16 protein-coding genes are annotated in these 18,204 nt (G+C 73.9%); 4 read left to right on the top strand and 12 right to left on the bottom strand.

The window, feature by feature from the left end; all coding sequences use genetic code 11:
* Positions 1–227 precede the first annotated feature (227 nt).
* The 11 genes from lysX to ACFV4F_RS19055 all read right to left on the bottom strand — a co-directional run bounded on the left by lysX (position 228) and on the right by ACFV4F_RS19055 (position 12,607).
* Positions 228–1,784 (bottom strand): bifunctional lysylphosphatidylglycerol synthetase/lysine--tRNA ligase LysX, encoded by a 1,557-nt coding sequence (gene lysX, locus ACFV4F_RS19105; RefSeq protein WP_380442385.1) that lies wholly within the window; start codon positions 1,782–1,784, stop codon positions 228–230.
* Between the two features lie 95 nt (positions 1,785–1,879).
* Positions 1,880–3,565 carry a hypothetical protein gene (locus ACFV4F_RS19100; RefSeq protein WP_380503838.1) on the bottom strand — a complete coding sequence of 562 codons (1,686 nt, stop codon included), beginning with the start codon at positions 3,563–3,565 and terminating at the stop codon, positions 1,880–1,882.
* 233 nt (positions 3,566–3,798) lie between these two features.
* Positions 3,799–4,545, bottom strand: a complete 747-nt coding sequence (locus tag ACFV4F_RS19095; protein ID WP_380442381.1) for a hypothetical protein — start codon at positions 4,543–4,545, stop codon at positions 3,799–3,801.
* Positions 4,546–4,627: 82 nt separating this feature from the next.
* Entirely contained in the window at positions 4,628–5,413 is a 786-nt protein-coding gene (locus tag ACFV4F_RS19090; protein WP_380442379.1) for a type III pantothenate kinase, read from the bottom strand.
* Positions 5,414–5,461: 48 nt separating this feature from the next.
* Positions 5,462–6,430 (bottom strand): carboxylating nicotinate-nucleotide diphosphorylase, encoded by a 969-nt coding sequence (gene nadC, locus ACFV4F_RS19085; RefSeq protein WP_359965108.1) that lies wholly within the window; start codon positions 6,428–6,430, stop codon positions 5,462–5,464.
* A 5-nt stretch (positions 6,431–6,435) separates the two neighbouring features.
* A complete protein-coding gene (locus tag ACFV4F_RS19080) occupies positions 6,436–8,133 on the bottom strand; it encodes an L-aspartate oxidase (protein WP_380503835.1) in 1,698 nt (565 codons plus the stop codon).
* A 15-nt stretch (positions 8,134–8,148) separates the two neighbouring features.
* Positions 8,149–8,598, bottom strand: a complete 450-nt coding sequence (gene panD, locus ACFV4F_RS19075) for an aspartate 1-decarboxylase (RefSeq protein ID WP_380442374.1) — start codon at positions 8,596–8,598, stop codon at positions 8,149–8,151.
* A gap of 80 nt (positions 8,599–8,678) precedes the next feature.
* Complete coding sequence (gene panC, locus ACFV4F_RS19070) at positions 8,679–9,584, bottom strand: pantoate--beta-alanine ligase (protein ID WP_380503832.1); 906 nt, start codon at positions 9,582–9,584, stop codon at positions 8,679–8,681.
* Positions 9,571–10,539 carry a Rossmann-like and DUF2520 domain-containing protein gene (locus ACFV4F_RS19065; RefSeq protein ID WP_380442370.1) on the bottom strand — a complete coding sequence of 323 codons (969 nt, stop codon included), beginning with the start codon at positions 10,537–10,539 and terminating at the stop codon, positions 9,571–9,573. Before ACFV4F_RS19065 ends, panC begins: the two co-directional genes overlap by 14 nt.
* A 152-nt stretch (positions 10,540–10,691) precedes the next feature.
* On the bottom strand, positions 10,692–11,381 hold the full coding sequence (locus ACFV4F_RS19060) for a response regulator (RefSeq protein WP_380442368.1): 690 nt from the start codon (positions 11,379–11,381) through the stop codon (positions 10,692–10,694).
* 32 nt (positions 11,382–11,413) lie between these two features.
* A complete protein-coding gene (locus ACFV4F_RS19055; RefSeq protein WP_380442453.1) occupies positions 11,414–12,607 on the bottom strand; it encodes a sensor histidine kinase in 1,194 nt (397 codons plus the stop codon).
* A 165-nt stretch (positions 12,608–12,772) separates the two neighbouring features.
* Here ACFV4F_RS19055 and ACFV4F_RS19050 point away from each other — a divergent pair, with 165 nt between their 5' ends.
* Positions 12,773–13,756: an SAM-dependent methyltransferase gene (locus ACFV4F_RS19050; protein ID WP_380442366.1), complete on the top strand. Its 984-nt coding sequence runs from the start codon at positions 12,773–12,775 to the stop codon at positions 13,754–13,756.
* A gap of 46 nt (positions 13,757–13,802) precedes the next feature.
* Positions 13,803–14,972: an NADH-quinone oxidoreductase subunit D gene (locus ACFV4F_RS19045; protein WP_380442364.1), complete on the top strand. Its 1,170-nt coding sequence runs from the start codon at positions 13,803–13,805 to the stop codon at positions 14,970–14,972.
* Between the two features lie 83 nt (positions 14,973–15,055).
* Here ACFV4F_RS19045 and ACFV4F_RS19040 read toward each other — a convergent pair whose 3' ends face one another.
* On the bottom strand, positions 15,056–15,940 hold the full coding sequence (locus tag ACFV4F_RS19040; RefSeq protein WP_380442362.1) for a hypothetical protein: 885 nt from the start codon (positions 15,938–15,940) through the stop codon (positions 15,056–15,058).
* 139 nt (positions 15,941–16,079) lie between these two features.
* Between ACFV4F_RS19040 and ACFV4F_RS19035 the strand changes: the two genes are divergently transcribed.
* The gene (locus tag ACFV4F_RS19035; protein ID WP_380503829.1) at positions 16,080–16,934 is read left to right on the top strand and encodes a glycerophosphodiester phosphodiesterase; all 855 of its coding nucleotides are present in this window, start codon (positions 16,080–16,082) and stop codon (positions 16,932–16,934) included.
* A gap of 144 nt (positions 16,935–17,078) precedes the next feature.
* Entirely contained in the window at positions 17,079–18,041 is a 963-nt protein-coding gene (locus ACFV4F_RS19030) for a Ppx/GppA family phosphatase (protein ID WP_380442358.1), read from the top strand.
* Positions 18,042–18,204: the final 163 nt, after the last annotated feature.

Below are 18,204 nucleotides of genomic sequence, written 5' to 3'. Positions count from 1 at the left end.
CGCGCCCCCCCCCCCCCCCGCGAGTGGGGGTGGGGGGGGGGGGGGGGGGGGGGGGGGGGGGCCGCCCGCGCGGGGGCCGCGGCGGCCCCCCCCCGTCCGCGGATCAGTCGAGGTCTTCCTTGGCCTTCTGGGCCCCGCCCTGGCTGCGGACGATGGCCCGCACCAGGAAGCCGAAGCCGATCGCCATGACCAGCGGCGGGACGATCGCGCTGACGTAGTCCATCAGGTCACTCCTCCTCGGTCTTCTCCGCCGCGGCGGCGGAAGCCTTCGGCTCCGGCTTCACCAGCGGGAAGAGCACGGTCTCCCGGATGTTCTTGCCGGTCAGCAGCATGATCAGGCGGTCCACGCCGAGGCCGAGGCCGCCGGTGGGCGGCATCGCGTACTCCAGGGCCCGCAGGAAGTCCTCGTCGACCTGCATGGCCTCGACGTCGCCGCCGGCCGCGAGCAGGGACTGCGCGGTCAGGCGGGCGCGCTGCTCGACCGGGTCGACGAGCTCGGAGTAGGCGGTGCCGATCTCGGTGCCGAAGATGACCAGGTCCCACTTCTCGGCCACGCCCGCGATCGAGCGGTGCTGGCGGGTGAGCGGGGAGACCTCGGTCGGGTAGTCCTTGATGAAGGTCGGCCGGACGGCGTTCTCCTCCAGCAGGCGCTCGACCATCTCCAGCACGATCTGGCCGTGGCCCCAGCTCTTCTCGAACGGGATGCCGTGGTCGAAGGCCAGCTTGCGCAGCTCCTCGACGCCGGTCTCCGGGGTGACCTCGACGCCGAGGTGGGCGGAGATGCCCGGGTAGACGCTGACCTCCTCCCACGGCTCGGCCAGGTCGATCTCGTGCTCGACGCCGTGCGGGTCCAGGCCCTTGATCACGGTGGTGCCGAGCGCGTCCCGGGCCGCGTTGACGATCGTCTCGCGGATCAGCTCGGCCTGGGTGTCGTAGTCGCCGTACGCCTCGTACGACTCCAGCGAGGTGAACTCCGGGTTGTGGGTGGAGTCCGCGCCCTCGTTGCGGAAGTTGCGGTTGATCTCGAAGACCTTCTCGGCGCCGCCGACCACGAGCCGCTTGAGGTACAGCTCGGGCGCGATGCGCATGTAGAGGTCGATGTCGTACGCGTTGATGTGGGTCTTGAACGGGCGCGCGTTGGCGCCGCCGTGGACCGGCTGCAGCATCGGGGTCTCGACCTCGATGTAGCCGCGGTCCTCGTAGGTGCGGCGGATCGAGCGGACGACCTTGCTGCGCAGGTGCAGGATCTCGCGCGCCTCGGGGTTCACGATCAGGTCGACGTAGCGCTGGCGGACCCGGGCCTCCGGGTCGGTCAGGCCCTTGTGCTTGTCCGGCAGCGGGCGCAGGCACTTGGCGGTGAGCTCCCAGCGGTCGACCATGACGGACAGCTCGCCGCGCTTGGAGGTGATCACCTCGCCCTCGACGCCGACCTGGTCGCCGAGGTCGATGTCCGCCTTCCAGGCCGCCAGCCGCTCCGGGCCGAGCTTGTCCAGGGAGAACATCACCTGGAGGTCGCCGCTGCCGTCGCGCAGGGTGGCGAAGCAGAGCTTGCCGCCGGTGCGGGAGAGGATCACCCGGCCGGTGACGCCGGCGCGCTCGCCGGTCGCGGTGTCGGGCTCCAGGTCCGGGTGCTTGGCGCGCAGGTCCGCGATGGTGGTGGTGCGGGGGAAGCCGACCGGGTACGGGTCGACACCGGCGGCCCGGAGCCGGTCGAGCTTCTCGCGCCGGACGCGCATCTGCTCGGGAAGGTCGTCGGTCGCGGGAATAAGACTCTGATCGCTCACCCCACAAGGGTAGCCAGCCACACACCGTGCTCCGCCACGGGATAACCCCGCGGGGAGGGCGCGTCGGGCGCCCTCCCCACAGGGGCGCGGACGGCTCAGCCGTTCCGGCGGGCCCGGAGGCGGCGCGAGCCGATCAGGGCGGCGGCGCCGAGGGCGACGGCGGCCGCGCTCGCGCCGGCCAGCGGCAGGGTGGCGGAGCTCCCGGTGTCGGCCAGCTCGGCCCCGCCCGCGGTGCCGGCGGCGGACGGCGCGGCGGTGGCGCCCGTGGCGGGCGCGGGAGCGGCCGTCGGCGTGGTGTCGGACACCGGCGTACCGGTGCCGCCGTTGGCGGGTGCCCCGGGCCGCAGGGTGACCTTCACGAGGTCGTTGGCCGGGTTGCGGTCCCAGTCCATGACGGCGGTCGGGTGGCCGTCCTGGTAGTCGCTCGACATGTTCTGCAGCGAAACGGTGGCCACCAGTTCGCCGGTGCCGGCGGGGAGCTTCAGGCCCAGCTTGTGCGAGACGCTCGCGCCGTTCGGCATGAACGCGGCGCCCACCCCGTCGCAGGCGTACTTGTTCAGCGGCTTGTCGGACTTCTTGCCGTGGACGTAGTCGTCCGCGTGGCAGGTCTTGGGCAGGTCGGTGACCGTGACGCCGTCGGGGAGCTGCACGGTGACGTGGGGCGCGCCGTCCCCGCCGCTGCGGTCGTAGATCGAGGCCGGGCCGTTGTTGCCCATCCCGGCGGTGAGGACGCCCGCCGCGCCGGAGGTGTCGGGGGCCCAGCCGCCGGTCGCCTGGAAGTCGGCGGAGTTGTCCGCCAGGACCTCCTGCTCGGTGCTGTAGCCGTTCGTGTCGTTGCCGGCCGGGATCCCGTCGCCCGCGCTCTTGGTCAGGGTGGCGGGCGCGCCCGTCCCGGGCTTGAAGGCGAGCCGCTTGCGCAGGTCGTTCAGCCAGCCGGTGCCGTACGCGTCGGCAACGGCGAAGACGTCGTAGCCGGCGACGGTGTAGTAGGCGTCCGGGCCCACGGTGATGTCGAGGCCGTTCAGCTTGACCGCCTGGCCGGGGGCGATCTCGCCGTCGATGGTGCAGATGCCGTGCACGGCGGGCATCGGCGGGTCGTTGTTCCACGGCTGGCCCTTGTCCACCGCGTACTCGCAGTTGGACGGCCAGGTGTCCGCCGTCAGGCCGGCCGACAGGTCGACGTGGACGATCGCCCGCTTGGCGGGCAGCTCCCCGTGGTTGGCGAACTCCAGGTCGGTGGGCAGCTTGCTGCCGACCTTGGCGCCCTTCGTCTGGGAGCGCTGGTGGGTGCGGAACGTGGCCGTGCCGACGTCCACCCGGAAGTCCGCCGTGCCGGTCTCGGCACCAGGCGCGCTGAGGGTCGCGTGGACCGTCCCGCTGGAGCCCGGCTTCGCGCCGGCGACGGCGCTCAGCCACAGGTTGGTGGTGATGTTGATGTTGTCCTGGTCCAGCCGGCCGATGGTGCAGGTGATGACCTTGCCGGCGGTGGTGCAGCCCGGGGCTTCGAGCGTGGCCAGACCGTCGAGGCCGGAGACGTCGAGGGCGAGCTTGACGTCCGAGACGGCGCCGGTGCCGGTGCGGCCGATGTGCAGGAAGACGTTCTCGCCGGACCGCGGCGGCGCGACCGGCCGGCTCGGGATCTGCAGCGAGCCGGACGCCGGGAATACCTTGAGCTGGTGGTCGGCGGCGTGGGCCGGAACGGCCGCGGTGCCGACGGACAGGGCCGCGACGAGCGTGGCCGCACCCGCGCCGAGTGCCCGGCGCGTGCGAGTCGGGTTCACGTGATTCCCCCGGATCGAGTGAGTGTGACTCCGCGACTTTTGGGTACGGCCCCCCGGCCGTCAACCGGGCCGATCCCGCATCAATGCGCGCAGGACCGGACCGAATGCCCCGCCGTACGGCGTGAAGGTTATGAAGATGTGACCGTCATTCAGTGGGGGAATTGCCGGAAAGTCGACACATGGATAAGGGAGGCCGCTCGGCGCGGCCTCCCTTTCGCTCCGTCCGGTCCGGCTCAGCCGGTGCCGGTGGCGAGTTCGACGTCCTCCGGGCCGGGCGCCGGCGTCGCGGGCGGGGCCGGACGGGCGGGCGGCTTGGGGCGGCGGCCGAAGAGTTCCGCCGGCGTGGGCATCCGGTGCGGGCTGGGCGGGTCCTGCGGGGCTGCGGGCCGCTCGGCGGGGGAGTCGGTGCTGCTCATCGTGATCCGTCCTCCAACAGGGGTGGGGAGACTGCTCGGTGGTGCGGCGGGGTTCGGTACGGCCACCAGGTGGCGCGGCTGGCCGACGGCGCGGGCGAGCCGCTCGCGGACGGCGGCCTCGGCGAGCGCGTGGCAGCGCCCGGCCAGCCGGGAGCGGCGGGAGCGCTCCAGGTGGCCGCAGGGCTGGCGGGTGAGCCCGCGCAGCGCGGTGAGGTCCTCGGGGCCGGGCAAGTAGCCGTCGGTCACGGCCTCCTCCAGGCGTTCCAGGTAGCCGCTGGCGCTGCCGGGCAGCGCGGCCCGGTAGCGCCCGAGGTCGGCGAGCAGGAAGGCGCGCAGCCGGCCGCCCTCCTGGACGGCCTCGTCGATCGCCTCGGTCAGACGCAGCGCGTCCTGGACGTCCTCGGCCCACAGCTCGGCGCCCGGGTCGGCGCAGGCCGTCCGTTCGAGGGCCGGGAAGTGGACGGGGACGGCGGGGTGCAGGGCTTGGGCGAGGGCGCGGCGCAGCACGCGGACTTCGTCGGCGCTGAAGGCCATGCCGCCGCGCGATCCGTGTGGCGTAGGCATGGGCTGACACTACGTGAGGAATATCCGATTTGTCGGTAACGTCGCGCCGATGCCCCACGTTCGGCCCGACGGAACGGCCCGGTCAGCTCGGGCGGTTGCGCTCCCAGACGAGCCGCAGGCCGATGAGGGTGAGCCAGGGCTCGTGGACGTCGATGCTGCCGGCCTCGCCGAGGACGAGCGGGGCGAGGCCGCCGGTGGCGATCACCTGGACGTCGTCCGGGTCCTTGGCGAGCTCCTTGGCCATCCGGTCGACCAGGCCGTCGACCTGGCCCGCGAAGCCGTAGAGGATGCCGGACTGCATGCCCTCGACGGTGTTCTTGCCGATCACGTTGCGCGGCCGGGCCAGCTCGATCTTGCGCAGCTGGGCGCCGCGGACACCGAGTGCCTCCACCGAGATCTCGATGCCCGGGGCGATCGCACCGCCGACGTAGTCGCCGCGGGCGTTGACCGCGTCGAAGGTGGTGGCGGTGCCGAAGTCGACCACGATGCACGGCCCGCCGTACAGGTGGTTGGCGGCCAGCGCGTTGACGATCCGGTCGGCGCCGACCTCCTTCGGATTGTCCATCAGGACGTGCACGCCGGTCTTCACACCGGGCTCCACGATCACCGCGGGGACGTCGCCGTAGTAACGGCGCGTCACCTCGCGGAGCTCGTGGAGCACGGCGGGAACGGACGAGCAGATCGCCAGGCCCTCCACCGCGGCCTCGCGGACCGCGGTGCGGCTGCCCATCAACCCCTGCAGCAGCACCGCCAGTTCGTCGGCCGTGCGGCGCGGATCGGTGGAGATCCGCCAGTGTTCCACCACGTCCTCGCCGTCGAACAGGCCGAGTGTGGTCTGGGTGTTGCCGACGTCGATGGTGAGGAGCATGGGGCGCTTTCTGCGAGTCGGGACGGGCCTGGCGTCTTCTCCTGACGGTCAGGCGCGCAGGTCCAGGCCGATGTCCAGGATCGGCGAGGAGTGCGTGAGCGCGCCCACGGCCAGGTAGTCGACACCAGTCTGGGCGACCTCGCGCGCGGTGGCCAGGGTGAGACCGCCGGAGGCCTCCAGCCGGGCCCGGCCGGCCACCAGCGCGACGGCCTCCTTGAGCTGCCCGACGGTGAAGTTGTCCAGCAGGATCAGGTCCGCCCCGGCCTCCAGCACCGGCGGGATCTGCTCCAGGGTGTCCACCTCGACCTCGACCGGCAGCTCGGGGTAGGCGGCCCGGACGGCCCGGAAGGCCTCGGCCACGCCGCCGGCCGCGACGACGTGGTTGTCCTTCACCAGCGCGGCGTCGGACAGCGCCATCCGGTGGTTGGCGCCGCCGCCGCAGCGGACCGCGAACTTCTCCATCGCGCGCAGGCCCGGGGTGGTCTTGCGGGTGTCCCGCACGACGGCGCCGGTGCCCTCCAGGGCGTCGGCCCAGGCGCGGGTCGCGGTGGCGATGCCGGACAGGTGGCAGAGCAGGTTGAGCGCGCTGCGCTCGGCCGTCAGCAGGTCCCGGGTGCGGGAGCGGATCGACAGCAGCACCTGGCCGGCCTCGACCCGGTCGCCGTCCTCGACGTGCCGCTCGACCTCGAACTCCTCCTCGCAGACCAGCGAGACGACGGCCTCGGCGATCCGCAGGCCCGCGACCACGCCGGCCGAGCGGGCGGTGAAGTCGGCGGTGGCGACGGCGTCGGCGGGCACGGTGGCGACGGACGTGACGTCCTCGCCGCCGGCCAGGTCCTCGGCCAGCGCCAGGGTGGCGACGTCCTCGACCTCGATCGGGTCCAGCCCGGCCTGCTCCAGCAGCTCGGCCAGCTGCGGGTCGAGCCCGGTCTCGTAGCCCTCGCCGTCCCCGCAGGCGCAGCCGTCGCCGCAGCCGCCCTGGTCGGCCAGGGGGAGTTCCTCGTGCGAGTGGGACATGGTTCTCAACGCTCCTCGGGGGTGCTGACGGGGTCGCCGGAGGCGGTCAGGTGGGTGATCAGGTGACGCCGCCAGTGGGCGTCGTCCCGCTCGGGGAAGTCCTCGCGCCAGTGGCAGCCGCGGGTCTCCTCCCGCTGCGCGGCGGCGGCGACCAGGGCGGTGGCGACCAGCAGCAGGTTGGCCGCCTCCCAGGTCTCCACCCGCGGGTCGGCGGGCTTCTCCTCGGCGACGTGCGCGTAGGCCTGCTCGGCGAGCAGGGCCAGGCCGGCCGCGGCGTCGGCCATCGACGCGGCCGAGCGCAGCACGCCCGCGCCGCGCGACATCAGCCGCTGGATCTCGGCCCGCGCCTCGGACGGCGGCAGCGGCACCGGCTGTGCGGCGCGCGCGGCGGCGACGTCCACCGAGCGCTCGGGCAGGTCGTCGGCGCGGTGCCGGCCGGCCAGGTCGGCGGCGATCCGCTCGGCGAAGACCAGGCCCTCCAGCAGCGAGTTGGACGCCAGCCGGTTGGCGCCGTGCACCCCGGTGCAGGCGACCTCGCCGCAGGCGTACAGGCCGGGGACGGTGGTGCGGCCGTGCCGGTCGGTGCGGATGCCGCCGGAGGCGTAGTGCGCGGCCGGGGCGACCGGGATCGGCTCGGTGACCGGGTCGATGCCGTGCGCGCGGCACGAGGCGAGGATGGTCGGGAAGCGCTGCTCCCACATCGCGGCGCCGAAGTGCCGCCCGTCCAGGTACATGTGCTCGGCGCCCTGCTCCTGCATGCGCCGGGTGATCGCCTTGGCGACGATGTCGCGCGGGGCCAGTTCGGCCAGCTCGTGCTGCCCGACCATGAACCGGACGCCGTCGGCGTCGACCAGGTGGGCGCCCTCGCCGCGGACCGCCTCGGAGACCAGCGGCTGCTGGCCCTCGGCCTCGGGGCCGAGCCAGAGCACGGTCGGGTGGAACTGGACGAACTCCAGGTCGGTGACGGCGGCGCCGGCCCGCAGCGCGAGCGCCACGCCGTCGCCGGTGGAGACCGCCGGGTTGGTGGTCGCCGAGAAGACCTGGCCCATGCCGCCGGTGGCCAGCACCACGGCGCGGGCCCGGATGGCGCCGACGCCGTCGCGCTGGCCCTCGCCCATGACGTGCAGGGTCAGGCCGGCGGCGTGCCCGTTCGCGTCGGTGAGCAGGTCGAGGACGAGCGCGTGCTCGATCAGCTCGATGCCCTCCGCGGCCAGGGCCGCTGGTGTCGCTGTGCTGCGGACGGCGGAGACCAGCGCGCGCGATATCTCGGCGCCGGTGGCGTCCCCGCCGGCGTGCGCGATCCGGCGGCGGTGGTGGCCGCCCTCGCGGGTGAGCAGGATCTCGCCGTCCTCGCCGCGGTCGAAGGCGGCGCCGGTGGCGATCAGCCGGCGGACGGCGTCCGGGCCCTCGGTGACGAGGGTGCGCACGGCCTCCTCGTCGCAGAGCCCGGCGCCGGCCACCAGGGTGTCGTCGAGGTGCTGCCCGGGGGTGTCCCCCTCGCCCAGGGCGGCGGCGATGCCGCCCTGGGCCCAGCGGGTGGAGCCGTCGTCCAGCATCGCCTTGGTGACCACCGTGGCCCGCAGGCCGGCTTCGCGGACGTTGAGGGCGACGGTGAGACCGGCCACCCCCGAGCCGACCACGACCACATCGGTGGTGGACGTCCAGCCGGGGGCGGGGGCGGTGAGGCGGTGCTTAACGGGCATGGCTCAGTTGCTCCTTCAGCGCGTGGCCGTCGTGGCCGCGCCGTCGGCGCCACGGTACGCCGTGTCGCCGCGCAGCAGGCCGCTGCCCTCCGGGGCGTCCGCGGGGTCGCCGCCGAGGCCGGTGATCCGGTTGTGCTCGTCCACGAAGACGATCTTCGGCTCGTAGCCCTTGGCCTCGGCCGTGTCCATCTGCCCGTAGGCGATGAGTATGACGAGGTCGCCGGGGTGGACCAGGCGGGCGGCGGCGCCGTTGATGCCGATCACGCCGGTGCCGCGCGGGCCGGCGATGGTGTACGTCTCCAGCCGGGCGCCGTTGTTGATGTCGACGATGTGGACCAGCTCGCCGGGGAGCAGGTCGGCGGCGTCGAGGAGGTCCTCGTCCACCGTGACCGAGCCGACGTAATGCAGGTCGGCCTGGGTCACGGTGGCCCGGTGGATCTTGGACTTGAGCATGGTGCGGAGCATTGCGGGTCACGCCTCCTGTGAGTGCATGCCTGGGGTGGGAAGAGCTCTATCGAACGATTCTGTGCTTGCCGGTCATCTGCCTAGCGGCAGATGACGTGGACGTTGTCGATCAGGCGGGTCGAGCCCACCTTCGCGGCGACGGCCAGCACCGCCTCGCCCTGGAAGTCGTCCGCCGCCTCGGTGAAGGCGTGCGGGTCGATCAGGGCGAGGTAGTCGAGGGTGACGCCTTCGGCGGCGTCGAGGACGGCCGCGGCGGCCTCGCGCACGGCCTTCGGGCCCTGGGCGGCGACGTCGCGGCCCGCGAACAGGGCCTTCGAGAGGACGAGGGCGCGCTCGCGCTCCTCCTCCGAGAGGTAGCGGTTGCGCGAGGACAGCGCCAGGCCGTCCTCCTCGCGGACGGTCGGCACGCCGACGATCTCGACGTCGAAGTCCAGGTCGGCGACCATGCGCCGGATGACCGCCAGCTGCTGGGCGTCCTTCTCGCCGAAGAAGGCGAAGTCCGGGTCGGTGATGTGCAGCAGCTTGGCGACCACGGTGAGCACCCCGTCGAAGTGGCCGGGGCGGGTGGCGCCCTCGAAGCGCTCGCCCATCGGGCCGGCCGCCAGGCGCACCTGCGGCTCGCCGTTCGGGTAGACCTCGTCGACGGAGGGCGCGAAGACGACGTCGGCGCCGTTCTCCTCGGCCAGCTTCACGTCGTCGTCGAGGGTGCGCGGGTAGCGCTCCAGGTCCTCGCCGGCGCCGAACTGCAGCGGGTTGACGAAGACCGTCACCGCGACCCGGCCCTCCGGGCCGACCTGCTTGCGGGCGGCCCGGACCAGCGCGGCGTGCCCCTGGTGCAGGGCGCCCATGGTCATCACGACGGCGTTGTCGACCGGCCGCTCGTCCGGCCAGAACGCGGCCTCGAAGTCGTCCACGGTGCGGGTGACGACGGCCCGGTGGACCTTCGGCGTCCGCTGGGGCTTGTTCGGCTGCTTACCGCGTGCCATCAGGAATCTCCTCGTTCAGTACGTCCAGCAGCGCCGCCGCCGACGGTTCGTCGATCGTCCCGTTGGCGAGCGCCCGCTGCGCCGTGGCGCGGGCCATCGCCCGGTAGGCCGCCGGGATGTCCGGGGACACCGTACTGAGCTGCGCCAGGTGGCGCCGAACGGTGCCCGCGTCGCCCCGGGCGACGGGGCCGGTGAGGGCCGCGTCGCCGGAGCGCAGGCTGTTGTCCAGGGCCGCGCCCAGCAGCGGGCCGAGCAGCCGGCCGGGCTCGGCGACGCCCGCCGTGCGCAGCAGGTCCATCGCCTGCGCGACCAGCGTGACCAGGTGGTTCGCGCCGTGCGCGAGGGCCGTGTGGTAGAGCGGGCGGACCTCCTCGGGCACCCACTCGGGCTCGCCGCCCATCTCCACGACCAGCGCCTCGGCGACCGGCCGCAGCTCCGCGGGCGCCGTCACGCCGAACGGGCAGCCGGCCAGCCGGTCCAGGTCGACGGAGGTGCCGGTGAAGGTCATCGCCGGGTGCAGGGCGAGCGGCAGCGCCCCGGCCCGGGTGGCGGGCTCCAGGATGCCGACGCCGTGCGCGCCGGAGGTGTGCACGACCAGCTGGCCGGGGCGGACCGCGCCGGTCGAGGCGAGGCCCGCGACCAGGTCGGCCAGGGCGTCGTCGGGGACGGTCAGCAGGACGAGGTCGGCGGCGGCGAGCACCTGGGGCGGGGTGACGATCCGCACGCCCGGCAGCAGCGATTCGGCGCGGCGGCGCGAGGTGGCGGAGACGCCGGAGGCGGCGACCACGGTGTGCCCGGCGAGCTGCAGGGCGGCGCCGAGGGCCGGGCCGACCCGGCCGGTGCCGACCACGCCGACGGTCAGCCGGGCCGGGCGGTTGCCGGGGTCGCGCGGGTCGCCGAAACCGTCGTCGAGCGGGGCGAACTCGGAAAAGTCGCCGCCTTCGTAGGTGCTCACGCGCCCACCTCGCTCCGCTCGGCAGGGGCGTTCGCCCATGCGCGCCGGTCGATGGTGAGTTCGCTGCGCTCACACACGGGGCCCACCTTGTCCCTGATCTCCGTTCCGGTCCACCTCGGGTACCGGACGTACCGCCCCAGTGTACGGGCGCGTCAGTCCCCGGCCCCGGCCCGGATGAGCCCGGCCTCGTACGCGAGGACCACGGCCTGGACCCGGTCGCGCAGGCCGAGCTTGGCCAGGATCCGGCCGACGTGGGTCTTCACGGTGGCCTCGGAGAGCACCAGCCGGGCGGCGATCTCGCCGTTCGACAGGCCCTGGGCGACCAGCAGGAACACCTCCCGCTCGCGGTCGGTGAGCGGGCCGAGGGCGTCCGAGCCGGGCGCGCTCTGCGGGGTGGGGAGCACCTCGGCGAAGCGGTCGATCATGCGGCGGGTGGTGGTCGGCGCGACCACCGCGTCGCCGCCGTGCACGGCGCGGATCGCGGCCACCAGCTCGGTCGGCGGCACGTCCTTGAGCAGGAAGCCGCTGGCGCCGGCCTTGAGCGCGGCGAAGGCGTACTCGTCGAGGTCGAAGGTGGTGAGGATGAGCACGTGCGGGGCGTCCGGCAGCGGGCTGCCGTCCTCGGCGAGGCAGATCCGGCGGGTGGCCTGCACCCCGTCCAGGCGGGGCATCCGGACGTCCATGAGGATCACGTCGACCGGCGTGTGCTTCAGCCTCTCCAGGGCCTGGGCGCCGTCGCCGGCCTCGGCGGCGATCTCGATGTCGCCCTGGGACTGCAGGATCATCCGGAAGCCGGTGCGCAGCAGTTCCTGGTCGTCGACGAGCATCACGCGGATGGTCAAAGGGAGCTCCTAGGGGGTGAGCGGCGGGCGGGCTAGTGGGCCGTCTTCAGGGGCAGGACGGCCCGGATCCGGAAGCCGCCGCCGGGGCGCGGGCCCACGTCGAGGCTGCCGCTGACCATGCCGACCCGCTCGCGCATGCCGATCAGGCCGTGGCCGAGGCCGTCCGTGCCGCCGGAGGCGAGCTGCTCGTCGGTGGTGCCGCGGCCGTCGTCCTCGACCAGGACGGCGAGCTCGCGCTCCCCGAAGTCGACCGCGACCCGGGCGTGCACGTCGGGGCCGCCGTGCTTGCGCACGTTGGTCAGCGCCTCCTGGACGATCCGGTAGACCGTGAGCTCGACGCCGCGCGGCAGTTCGCGCGGGTGGCCCGAGGTCGCGTAGTCGACCCGCAGGCCGGCGGTGCGGACCTGCTCCAGCAGCTCGGGCAGCTCCTCGACGCCCGGCTGGGGCACGTACTCCTCGGCGGTGTCGGCGGTGCGCAGCACACCGAGCAGGCGGCGCATCTCGACCAGTGCCTGGCGGCCGGTGGAGGCGATCGTGCCGAGCGCCTCCTTGGCCTGCTGGGGCGAGTTGTCGAGGACGTAGGCGGCGCCGTCGGCCTGGACGATCATGACGGAGACGTTGTGCGCGACGACGTCGTGCAGCTCGCGGGCGATCCGCGCCCGCTCGGCGGCGACGGCGACCTTGGACTGGGCGTCGCGCTCGCGCTCCAGCCGGGCGGCGCGGTCCTCCAGCTCGGTCAGGTAGGCGCGGCGGACCCGGGTCAGCCGGCCCCAGGCCCAGCAGAGGATGAACGGGGTGCTCATCAGCAGCATGATGAGCAGCGCCTCGCCGATGCTGTACGGCGTGCGGACGGCGGTGACGCCGTCCTCCGCGAAGTGCGTCTTGGCGGGGTTCATCCGCCAGTAGGCGAGCGGCCCGGCGGCCAGCCCGGCGGCCAGGGCCAGCCGGGAGGTCCAGGTGCGGCCGAAGGCGGCGCCGGTGTAGGCGAACACCAGGTAGGCGATGGAGGAGGCGGCCGGGTCGATGTCGAGACCGACCTGGCCGAGGGCGATCGCGGTGGCCGCGGCCACCGCGACGTCGGGCAGGCGGCGGCGGAAGACCATGAGCGCGGGCAGCGCCACCGCGGTGGCGATCTGCGCGTCGAACCGCCAGCCCCCGGAGACGTTGTCGTTCGGCAGGAGGCCGAGGAGGAGCACGATCGCCGCCCAGGCGGCGTCGACCACCATGGGGTGACGGCGGAGCCAGGCGTTGAGTCGATGCACGTCTCAAGCGTAGGCAGTCGCACGACCCGTCCAGGTCCGCCGGTAGGGCGATCCGCCCTACTCCGTAGGTCGGAGAAGCCCCGGCTCCGGTTGGGGAGGGGCCGGGGCCGGCCGGTAGCGTCGCGCCCCATGACGTGGATGCGGTGGGCGCCCGCCATGGAACGGGCCCTGTACGACCAGGAGGCGGGCTTCTACCGCAGGCCGGAGGGCCCGGCGGGGCACTTCCGCACCTCGGTGCACGCCTCGCCGGAGTTCGCCCGTGCGGTGGCCCGGCTGCTGCTGGAGGTTGACGCGGCCCTCGGCCGTCCGGAGGAGCTGGCCTTCGTCGACGTCGGGGCCGGGCGGGGGGAACTGCTGACCGGGGTGCTCGGGGCCGTCCCGGACGACGTGCGCGCACGGCTGCGCCCGTACGGCGTGGAGATCGCGGACCGGCCGGCCGGACTTCCGTCCACAGCCCTGTGGACGAGCGAGGTGCCGCGGGGCGTCAGCGGGCTGCTGTTCGCCAACGAGTGGCTGGACAACGTGCCGCTGGACGCCGGCGAGGTGGACGAGGACGGGGTGCTCCGGTACGTCGAGGTGGAGACGGAGACCGGCCGGGAGCGGCTCGGCGAGCCCGTCTCGGAGGCCGACGCCGCCTGGGCCGCCCGCTGGTGGCCGGTCGAACACCCCGGGGACCTGGTGGAGTTCGGCGGCCCCCGGGACGCCGCCTGGGCGCACGCCGTGGCCGGGCTGGAGCGCGGCCTGGCCGTCGCCGTCGACTACGGGCACACCGCCGCCCGCCGTCCGCTCTTCGGCACCCGCACCGGTTTCCGGGACGGCCGCGAGGTGGCCCCCGTGCCGGACGGCTCGTGCGACGTCACCGTGCACGTCGCGCTCGACTCGATCGCCGTCCCCGCTGTCCACAGCCTGTGGACGACGCAGCGCGAGGCCCTGCGCGCCCTCGGCGTCAGCGGCGGGCGCCCGCCGCTCGCCCTCGCCTCCAGCGACCCGGTGGCCTACCTCCGGGCCCTCGGCGGCGCCGGGGAGGCGGCCGAACTCACCGACCCGGCCGGGCTGGGTGCCTTCGGCTGGGTCTTGCAGAGCGTCCGCATTCCACCCCTGGAGATTTGGTAGGGGCTCGGGGCCTGGAACCCCTGGTGGGATGGCAGACTCTGAACCCATGAGGGAGACCACGGTCGGCATCGGGGCGGGAGCCGAGAACATCACGGGCGAGGCGGGCACCACCGACATGGTGCTCAACATCGGCCCGCAGCACCCCGCGACGCACGGCGTACTGCGGCTGCGGCTGGTGCTCGACGGCGAGCGCATCGTCACCGCGGAGCCGGTCATCGGCTACATGCACCGGGGCGCGGAGAAGCTGTTCGAGGCCCGCGACTACCGGCAGATCATCATGCTGGCGAACCGGCACGACTGGCTCTCCGCCTTCTCCAACGAGCTCGGCGTCGTGCTCGGCGTCGAGCGGATGCTCGGCATGGAGGTGCCCGAGCGGGCGGTGTGGATCCGCACCCTGCTCGCCGAGCTCAACCGGGTGCTCAACCACCTGATGTTCCTCGGCTCCTACCCGCTGGAGCTCGGCGGCATCACCGCGATCTTCCACTCCTTCCACGGCCGCGAGGACCTCCAGCACGTGCTGGAGGAGGCCTCCGGCGGCCGGATGCACTACATGTTCAACCGGGTCGGCGGCCTCAAGGAGGACCTCCCGGCCGGCTGGCTCGGCCGCGTCCGCACCGCCGTCGCCACCGTCCGCTCGCAGATGCCGGTCTTCGAGGACCTCGTCCTCGGCAACGAGATCTTCCGCGCCCGCACCGCCGGCGTCGGCGTCCTCACCCGGGCGCAGGCCGAGGCGTACGGCGTCAGCGGCCCGATCGCGCGGGCCAGCGGCCTCGACTTCGACCTGCGCCGCGACGAGCCCTACCTCGCGTACGGCTCCGAGGAACTGCGGCAGGTGCTCACCGTCGTCACCCGTGAGGAGGGCGACTGCCTGGCCCGCTTCGAGTGCCTGCTGGAGCAGACGCTCAACGCGCTGGACCTGGCCGACGCGTGCCTCGACAAGCTCGCCACCCTGCCGGCCGGCCCGGTCAACCTGCGGCTGCCCAAGGTGCTCAAGGCCCCGGAAGGCAGCACCTACGCCTGGACCGAGAACCCGCTCGGGATCAACGGCTACTACCTGGTCTCGCGCGGCGACAAGACGCCGTGGCGGCTCAAGCTGCGCTCGGCGTCCTTCAACAACATCCAGGCGCTGACCGAACTGCTGCCCGGGACCCTGGTCGCCGACATGGTCGCGATCCTCGGGTCGATGTTCTTCGTCGTCGGCGACATCGACAAGTAGACACCGACAAGTAGACACCGACGAGTACGGCGACGAGCAGGGAACGAGCGGGCCCGGGGACGGACGGTCCCCGGGCTCGGCCCTCAGTCCTTCTTCTTCGCCTTGCCGACCGGATCCGCCGGGTGCGGCGCCACCTTGCGGTCGCCCTTCGTGGCGATCCGCTCCTCGCACAGGCCGGCCAGCACGTCGTAGCCCGCCCGGCCCATCAGCTCGGTGAGCTCGGGGCGGTAGCTGACGTACACCGGGTCCGGCCCGCCGTGCGCCTCCGGGCTGCCGGTGCACCACCAGTGCAGGTCGTGGCCGCCCGGGCCCCAGCCGCGGCGGTCGTACTCGCCGATCGTCACCTGGAGGTAGCGGGTGTCGTCCGGCCGGTCGATCCAGTCGTAGGTGCGGCGGATCGGCAGCTGCCAGCACACGTCCGGCTTGGTCTCCAGCGGCTCGCGGCCCTCCTTGAGCGCCAGCGCGTGCAGCGCGCAGCCGGCCCCGCCCGCGAAGCCGGGGCTGTTCACGAAGATGCACGCGCCGCCCACCCGGCGGGTCTGGCGGTCGCCGTCCTCGTCGAGCATGGTGATGCCGCCGTCGGCCTTGATCCGGCCCTTGCCGTCGGTGCCGTGCGCGAAGTTCTCCCAGATGTCCGGCGTCAGCCGGGCGGCGTGGCCGGCGACGCGCTTCTCGTCGTCCTCGTCCGAGTAGTGCGCGCCCAGCGTGCAGCAGCCGTCCGACTCGCCGCGGCCCTCGCGGATGCCGTGGCAGCCGCGGCCGAACACGCACGACCAGCGGGAGGTCAGCCAGGTGAGGTCGCAGCGGAACACCTGCTCCTCGTCGGCGGGGTCGGCGAACTCGACCCAGGCGCGGGGGAAGTCGAGCGGGACCTCGGCGCGCAGGGCCGGCATGGCCAGGTCGACCGGGGCCGGAGCGGCCGGGACCTTCGCCTTGGACTTCTTCTTGGAGGTTTCTGCTGGTGCCACCCGGCAAGGGTAGAGCCTCCGCGGGAACCACCGGCCGTGTCGGGCAGTCCGTTCGGTTTGATGATTCCGAGCCGTTGCGTGTTGGATGCCCCGTGCGTCCGTGCCCGCGGCGCCCGACGCCCGACTGGAGCCCCGAGCCGTGACCGCCTCGCCCCGCGCCGTCCGGACCGCCGTCCTCGCCTCGCTCGCCGTCCTGGCCTCCGGCTGCGCCTCCGGACCCGCGCTGCGGGCCCGGGCGGAGAGCGCGCCGCCGCCGTGCACCGGACCCGTGGTGATCGGCCACCGCGGCGCGCCGCAGAACGCCCCCGAGAACACCATGGCCTCCTTCGACACGGCGCTGCGCCAGGGTGCCGACTGGGTGGAGACCGACGTCCAGACCACCCGCGACGGCGTCCCGGTGCTGATGCACGACCCGAGCGTGGACCGCACCACCAACGGCAAGGGCGCGATCGGCGACCTGACCGCCGCTCAGATAGCCGCCCTGCGGGTGACCATCGGACCGGGCCCGGCCGAGCCCGTCCCCACCCTGGAACAGCTGCTCGAACGGATGGCCCGCACCAACGCCACCCTGCTCATGGAGATCAAGTGGCAGCGCCGGACCGAGGACGTCGTCCGGATCGCCAGGCTCGCGGCGGCCAGCGGCGCCCGGGTCATCATGTACTCGTTCTCGGCCGACCACCTGCGGGTGGCCCACGCGGCCGCGCCCGGACTGCCGATCGTCCTCATCCAGGGCGCCTCCATCGCCGAGAACCCCGGCAACCTGCCGCTGAGCGGCATCGCCCTGGACACCACCCTGGCCAGCGCCTCCCGGATCGCCGCCGAGCGCCGGGCCGGGCACGAGGTCTACGTGTGGACCGTCGACGACGAGGAGTCCTGGCAGCTGATGACCGGCCGTGACGCCGACGGCCTGATCACCGACACCCCCGGCCCGGCCCGCCGCTGGCTGGACGCCAACTGCCCCACCGGCCGCCCGGTGGGACCGCACAGGAACTGAGGGATCCGGCCACCCGGGCCCGGCCCGCCCGCCGGCGTCCGCCGACCCCTGGCACCTGCGACCAGCACCAGTGCCGCGGCGACGCCGAGGCAGTACCGCCGCGACCGATCACCGGCGCGGCCGGATCGCGTAGCGTGGAGAGTTATGCGACTCGGTGTGCTCGACGTAGGTTCCAACACGGTCCACTTCCTCGTGGTGGACGCCCATCCGGGCGCCGCCCCCGTGCCCGCTTACTCGCACAAGGCCGAACTGCGTCTCGCCGAGCTGCTCGACGAGCGCGGGGCGATAAGCGAGGCCGGTGTCGAGCGGCTGGTCGGCCACATCGCCTCCTCGCTGCGCGTCGCCGAGGACAAGGGCGTCGTCGACATCCTGCCCTTCGCCACCTCCGCCGTCCGCGAGGCCGCCAACGGGGAGGACGTGCTGCGCCGCGTCGCCACCGAGACCGGTGTCGAACTGCGGGTCCTGTCCGGCCAGGACGAGGCCCGGCTCACCTTCCTCGCCGTGCGCCGCTGGTTCGGCTGGTCCTCCGGCCGGCTGCTCAACCTGGACATCGGCGGCGGCTCGCTGGAGATCGCCTGCGGCCTGGACGAACAGCCCGACGTCGCCTGCTCGCTGCCGCTCGGCGCCGGCCGGCTGACCGCCCGCTGGCTGCCCGGCGACGTCGCCGACCCGGACGGGCTGCGCGAGCTCAGACGCCACGTCCGCGCCGAGATGGCCACCGTCGTCGGCGAGATCTCCCGGCTCGGCGCCCCGCAGCACGCCGTCGCCACCTCCAAGACCTTCAAGCAGCTCGCCCGGATGACCGGCGCCGCACCCGCCGACGCCGGCCCGTACGCCGACCGCCGGCTCACCCGCACCGGCCTGTCCGCCTGGCTGCCCCGGCTGTCCACCATGACCGTCGCCGAGCGGGCGCAGATCCCCGGCGTCTCCGAGGGCCGGGCCAAGCAGCTGCTGGCCGGCGCGCTGGTCGCCGACGCCGCGATGGACCTCTTCGGTCTCGAGGAGCTCGACGTCTGTCCGTGGGCCCTGCGCGAGGGCATCATCCTGCGCCGCCTGGACGCCATGGACAGCCCCGCCGACCGCCGCCGGCCCGCGCTGACCACCTGAGCCGCAGGCCGCACCGTCACCCCGCAGGACACCGGGGGCGCCTGAGAGCCGCGTCTCGTTCGCCCGGCGTTCGGTGCCGTTCGCGAGCCGGTCCGCTTACGCTGTCTCCCGTGGTGCAACCAGCGGGCGACGACGGGACGCGGGAGGGCCGCGCCCCCGGCGA

This window comes from Kitasatospora sp. NPDC059722, from assembly GCF_042733235.1.
Lineage (GTDB): Bacteria > Actinomycetota > Actinomycetes > Streptomycetales > Streptomycetaceae > Kitasatospora.
Note: the sequence above shows the minus strand (reverse complement) of the source record. Positions and strands in the feature narration are given on the sequence as shown.

Coding starts and splice junctions, on each gene's coding strand:
- ACFV4F_RS19095 (WP_380442381.1), bottom strand. CDS start 4,545: ATGCCTACGCCACACGGATCGCGCGGCGGCATGGCCTTCAGCGCCGAC.
- ACFV4F_RS19090 (WP_380442379.1), bottom strand. CDS start 5,413: ATGCTCCTCACCATCGACGTCGGCAACACCCAGACCACACTCGGCCTG.
- nadC (WP_359965108.1), bottom strand. CDS start 6,430: ATGTCCCACTCGCACGAGGAACTCCCCCTGGCCGACCAGGGCGGCTGC.
- ACFV4F_RS19080 (WP_380503835.1), bottom strand. CDS start 8,133: ATGCCCGTTAAGCACCGCCTCACCGCCCCCGCCCCCGGCTGGACGTCC.
- panD (WP_380442374.1), bottom strand. CDS start 8,598: ATGCTCCGCACCATGCTCAAGTCCAAGATCCACCGGGCCACCGTGACC.
- panC (WP_380503832.1), bottom strand. CDS start 9,584: ATGGCACGCGGTAAGCAGCCGAACAAGCCCCAGCGGACGCCGAAGGTC.
- ACFV4F_RS19055 (WP_380442453.1), bottom strand. CDS start 12,607: ATGGTGGTCGACGCCGCCTGGGCGGCGATCGTGCTCCTCCTCGGCCTC.
- ACFV4F_RS19050 (WP_380442366.1), top strand. CDS start 12,773: ATGACGTGGATGCGGTGGGCGCCCGCCATGGAACGGGCCCTGTACGAC.
- ACFV4F_RS19045 (WP_380442364.1), top strand. CDS start 13,803: ATGAGGGAGACCACGGTCGGCATCGGGGCGGGAGCCGAGAACATCACG.
- ACFV4F_RS19030 (WP_380442358.1), top strand. CDS start 17,079: ATGCGACTCGGTGTGCTCGACGTAGGTTCCAACACGGTCCACTTCCTC.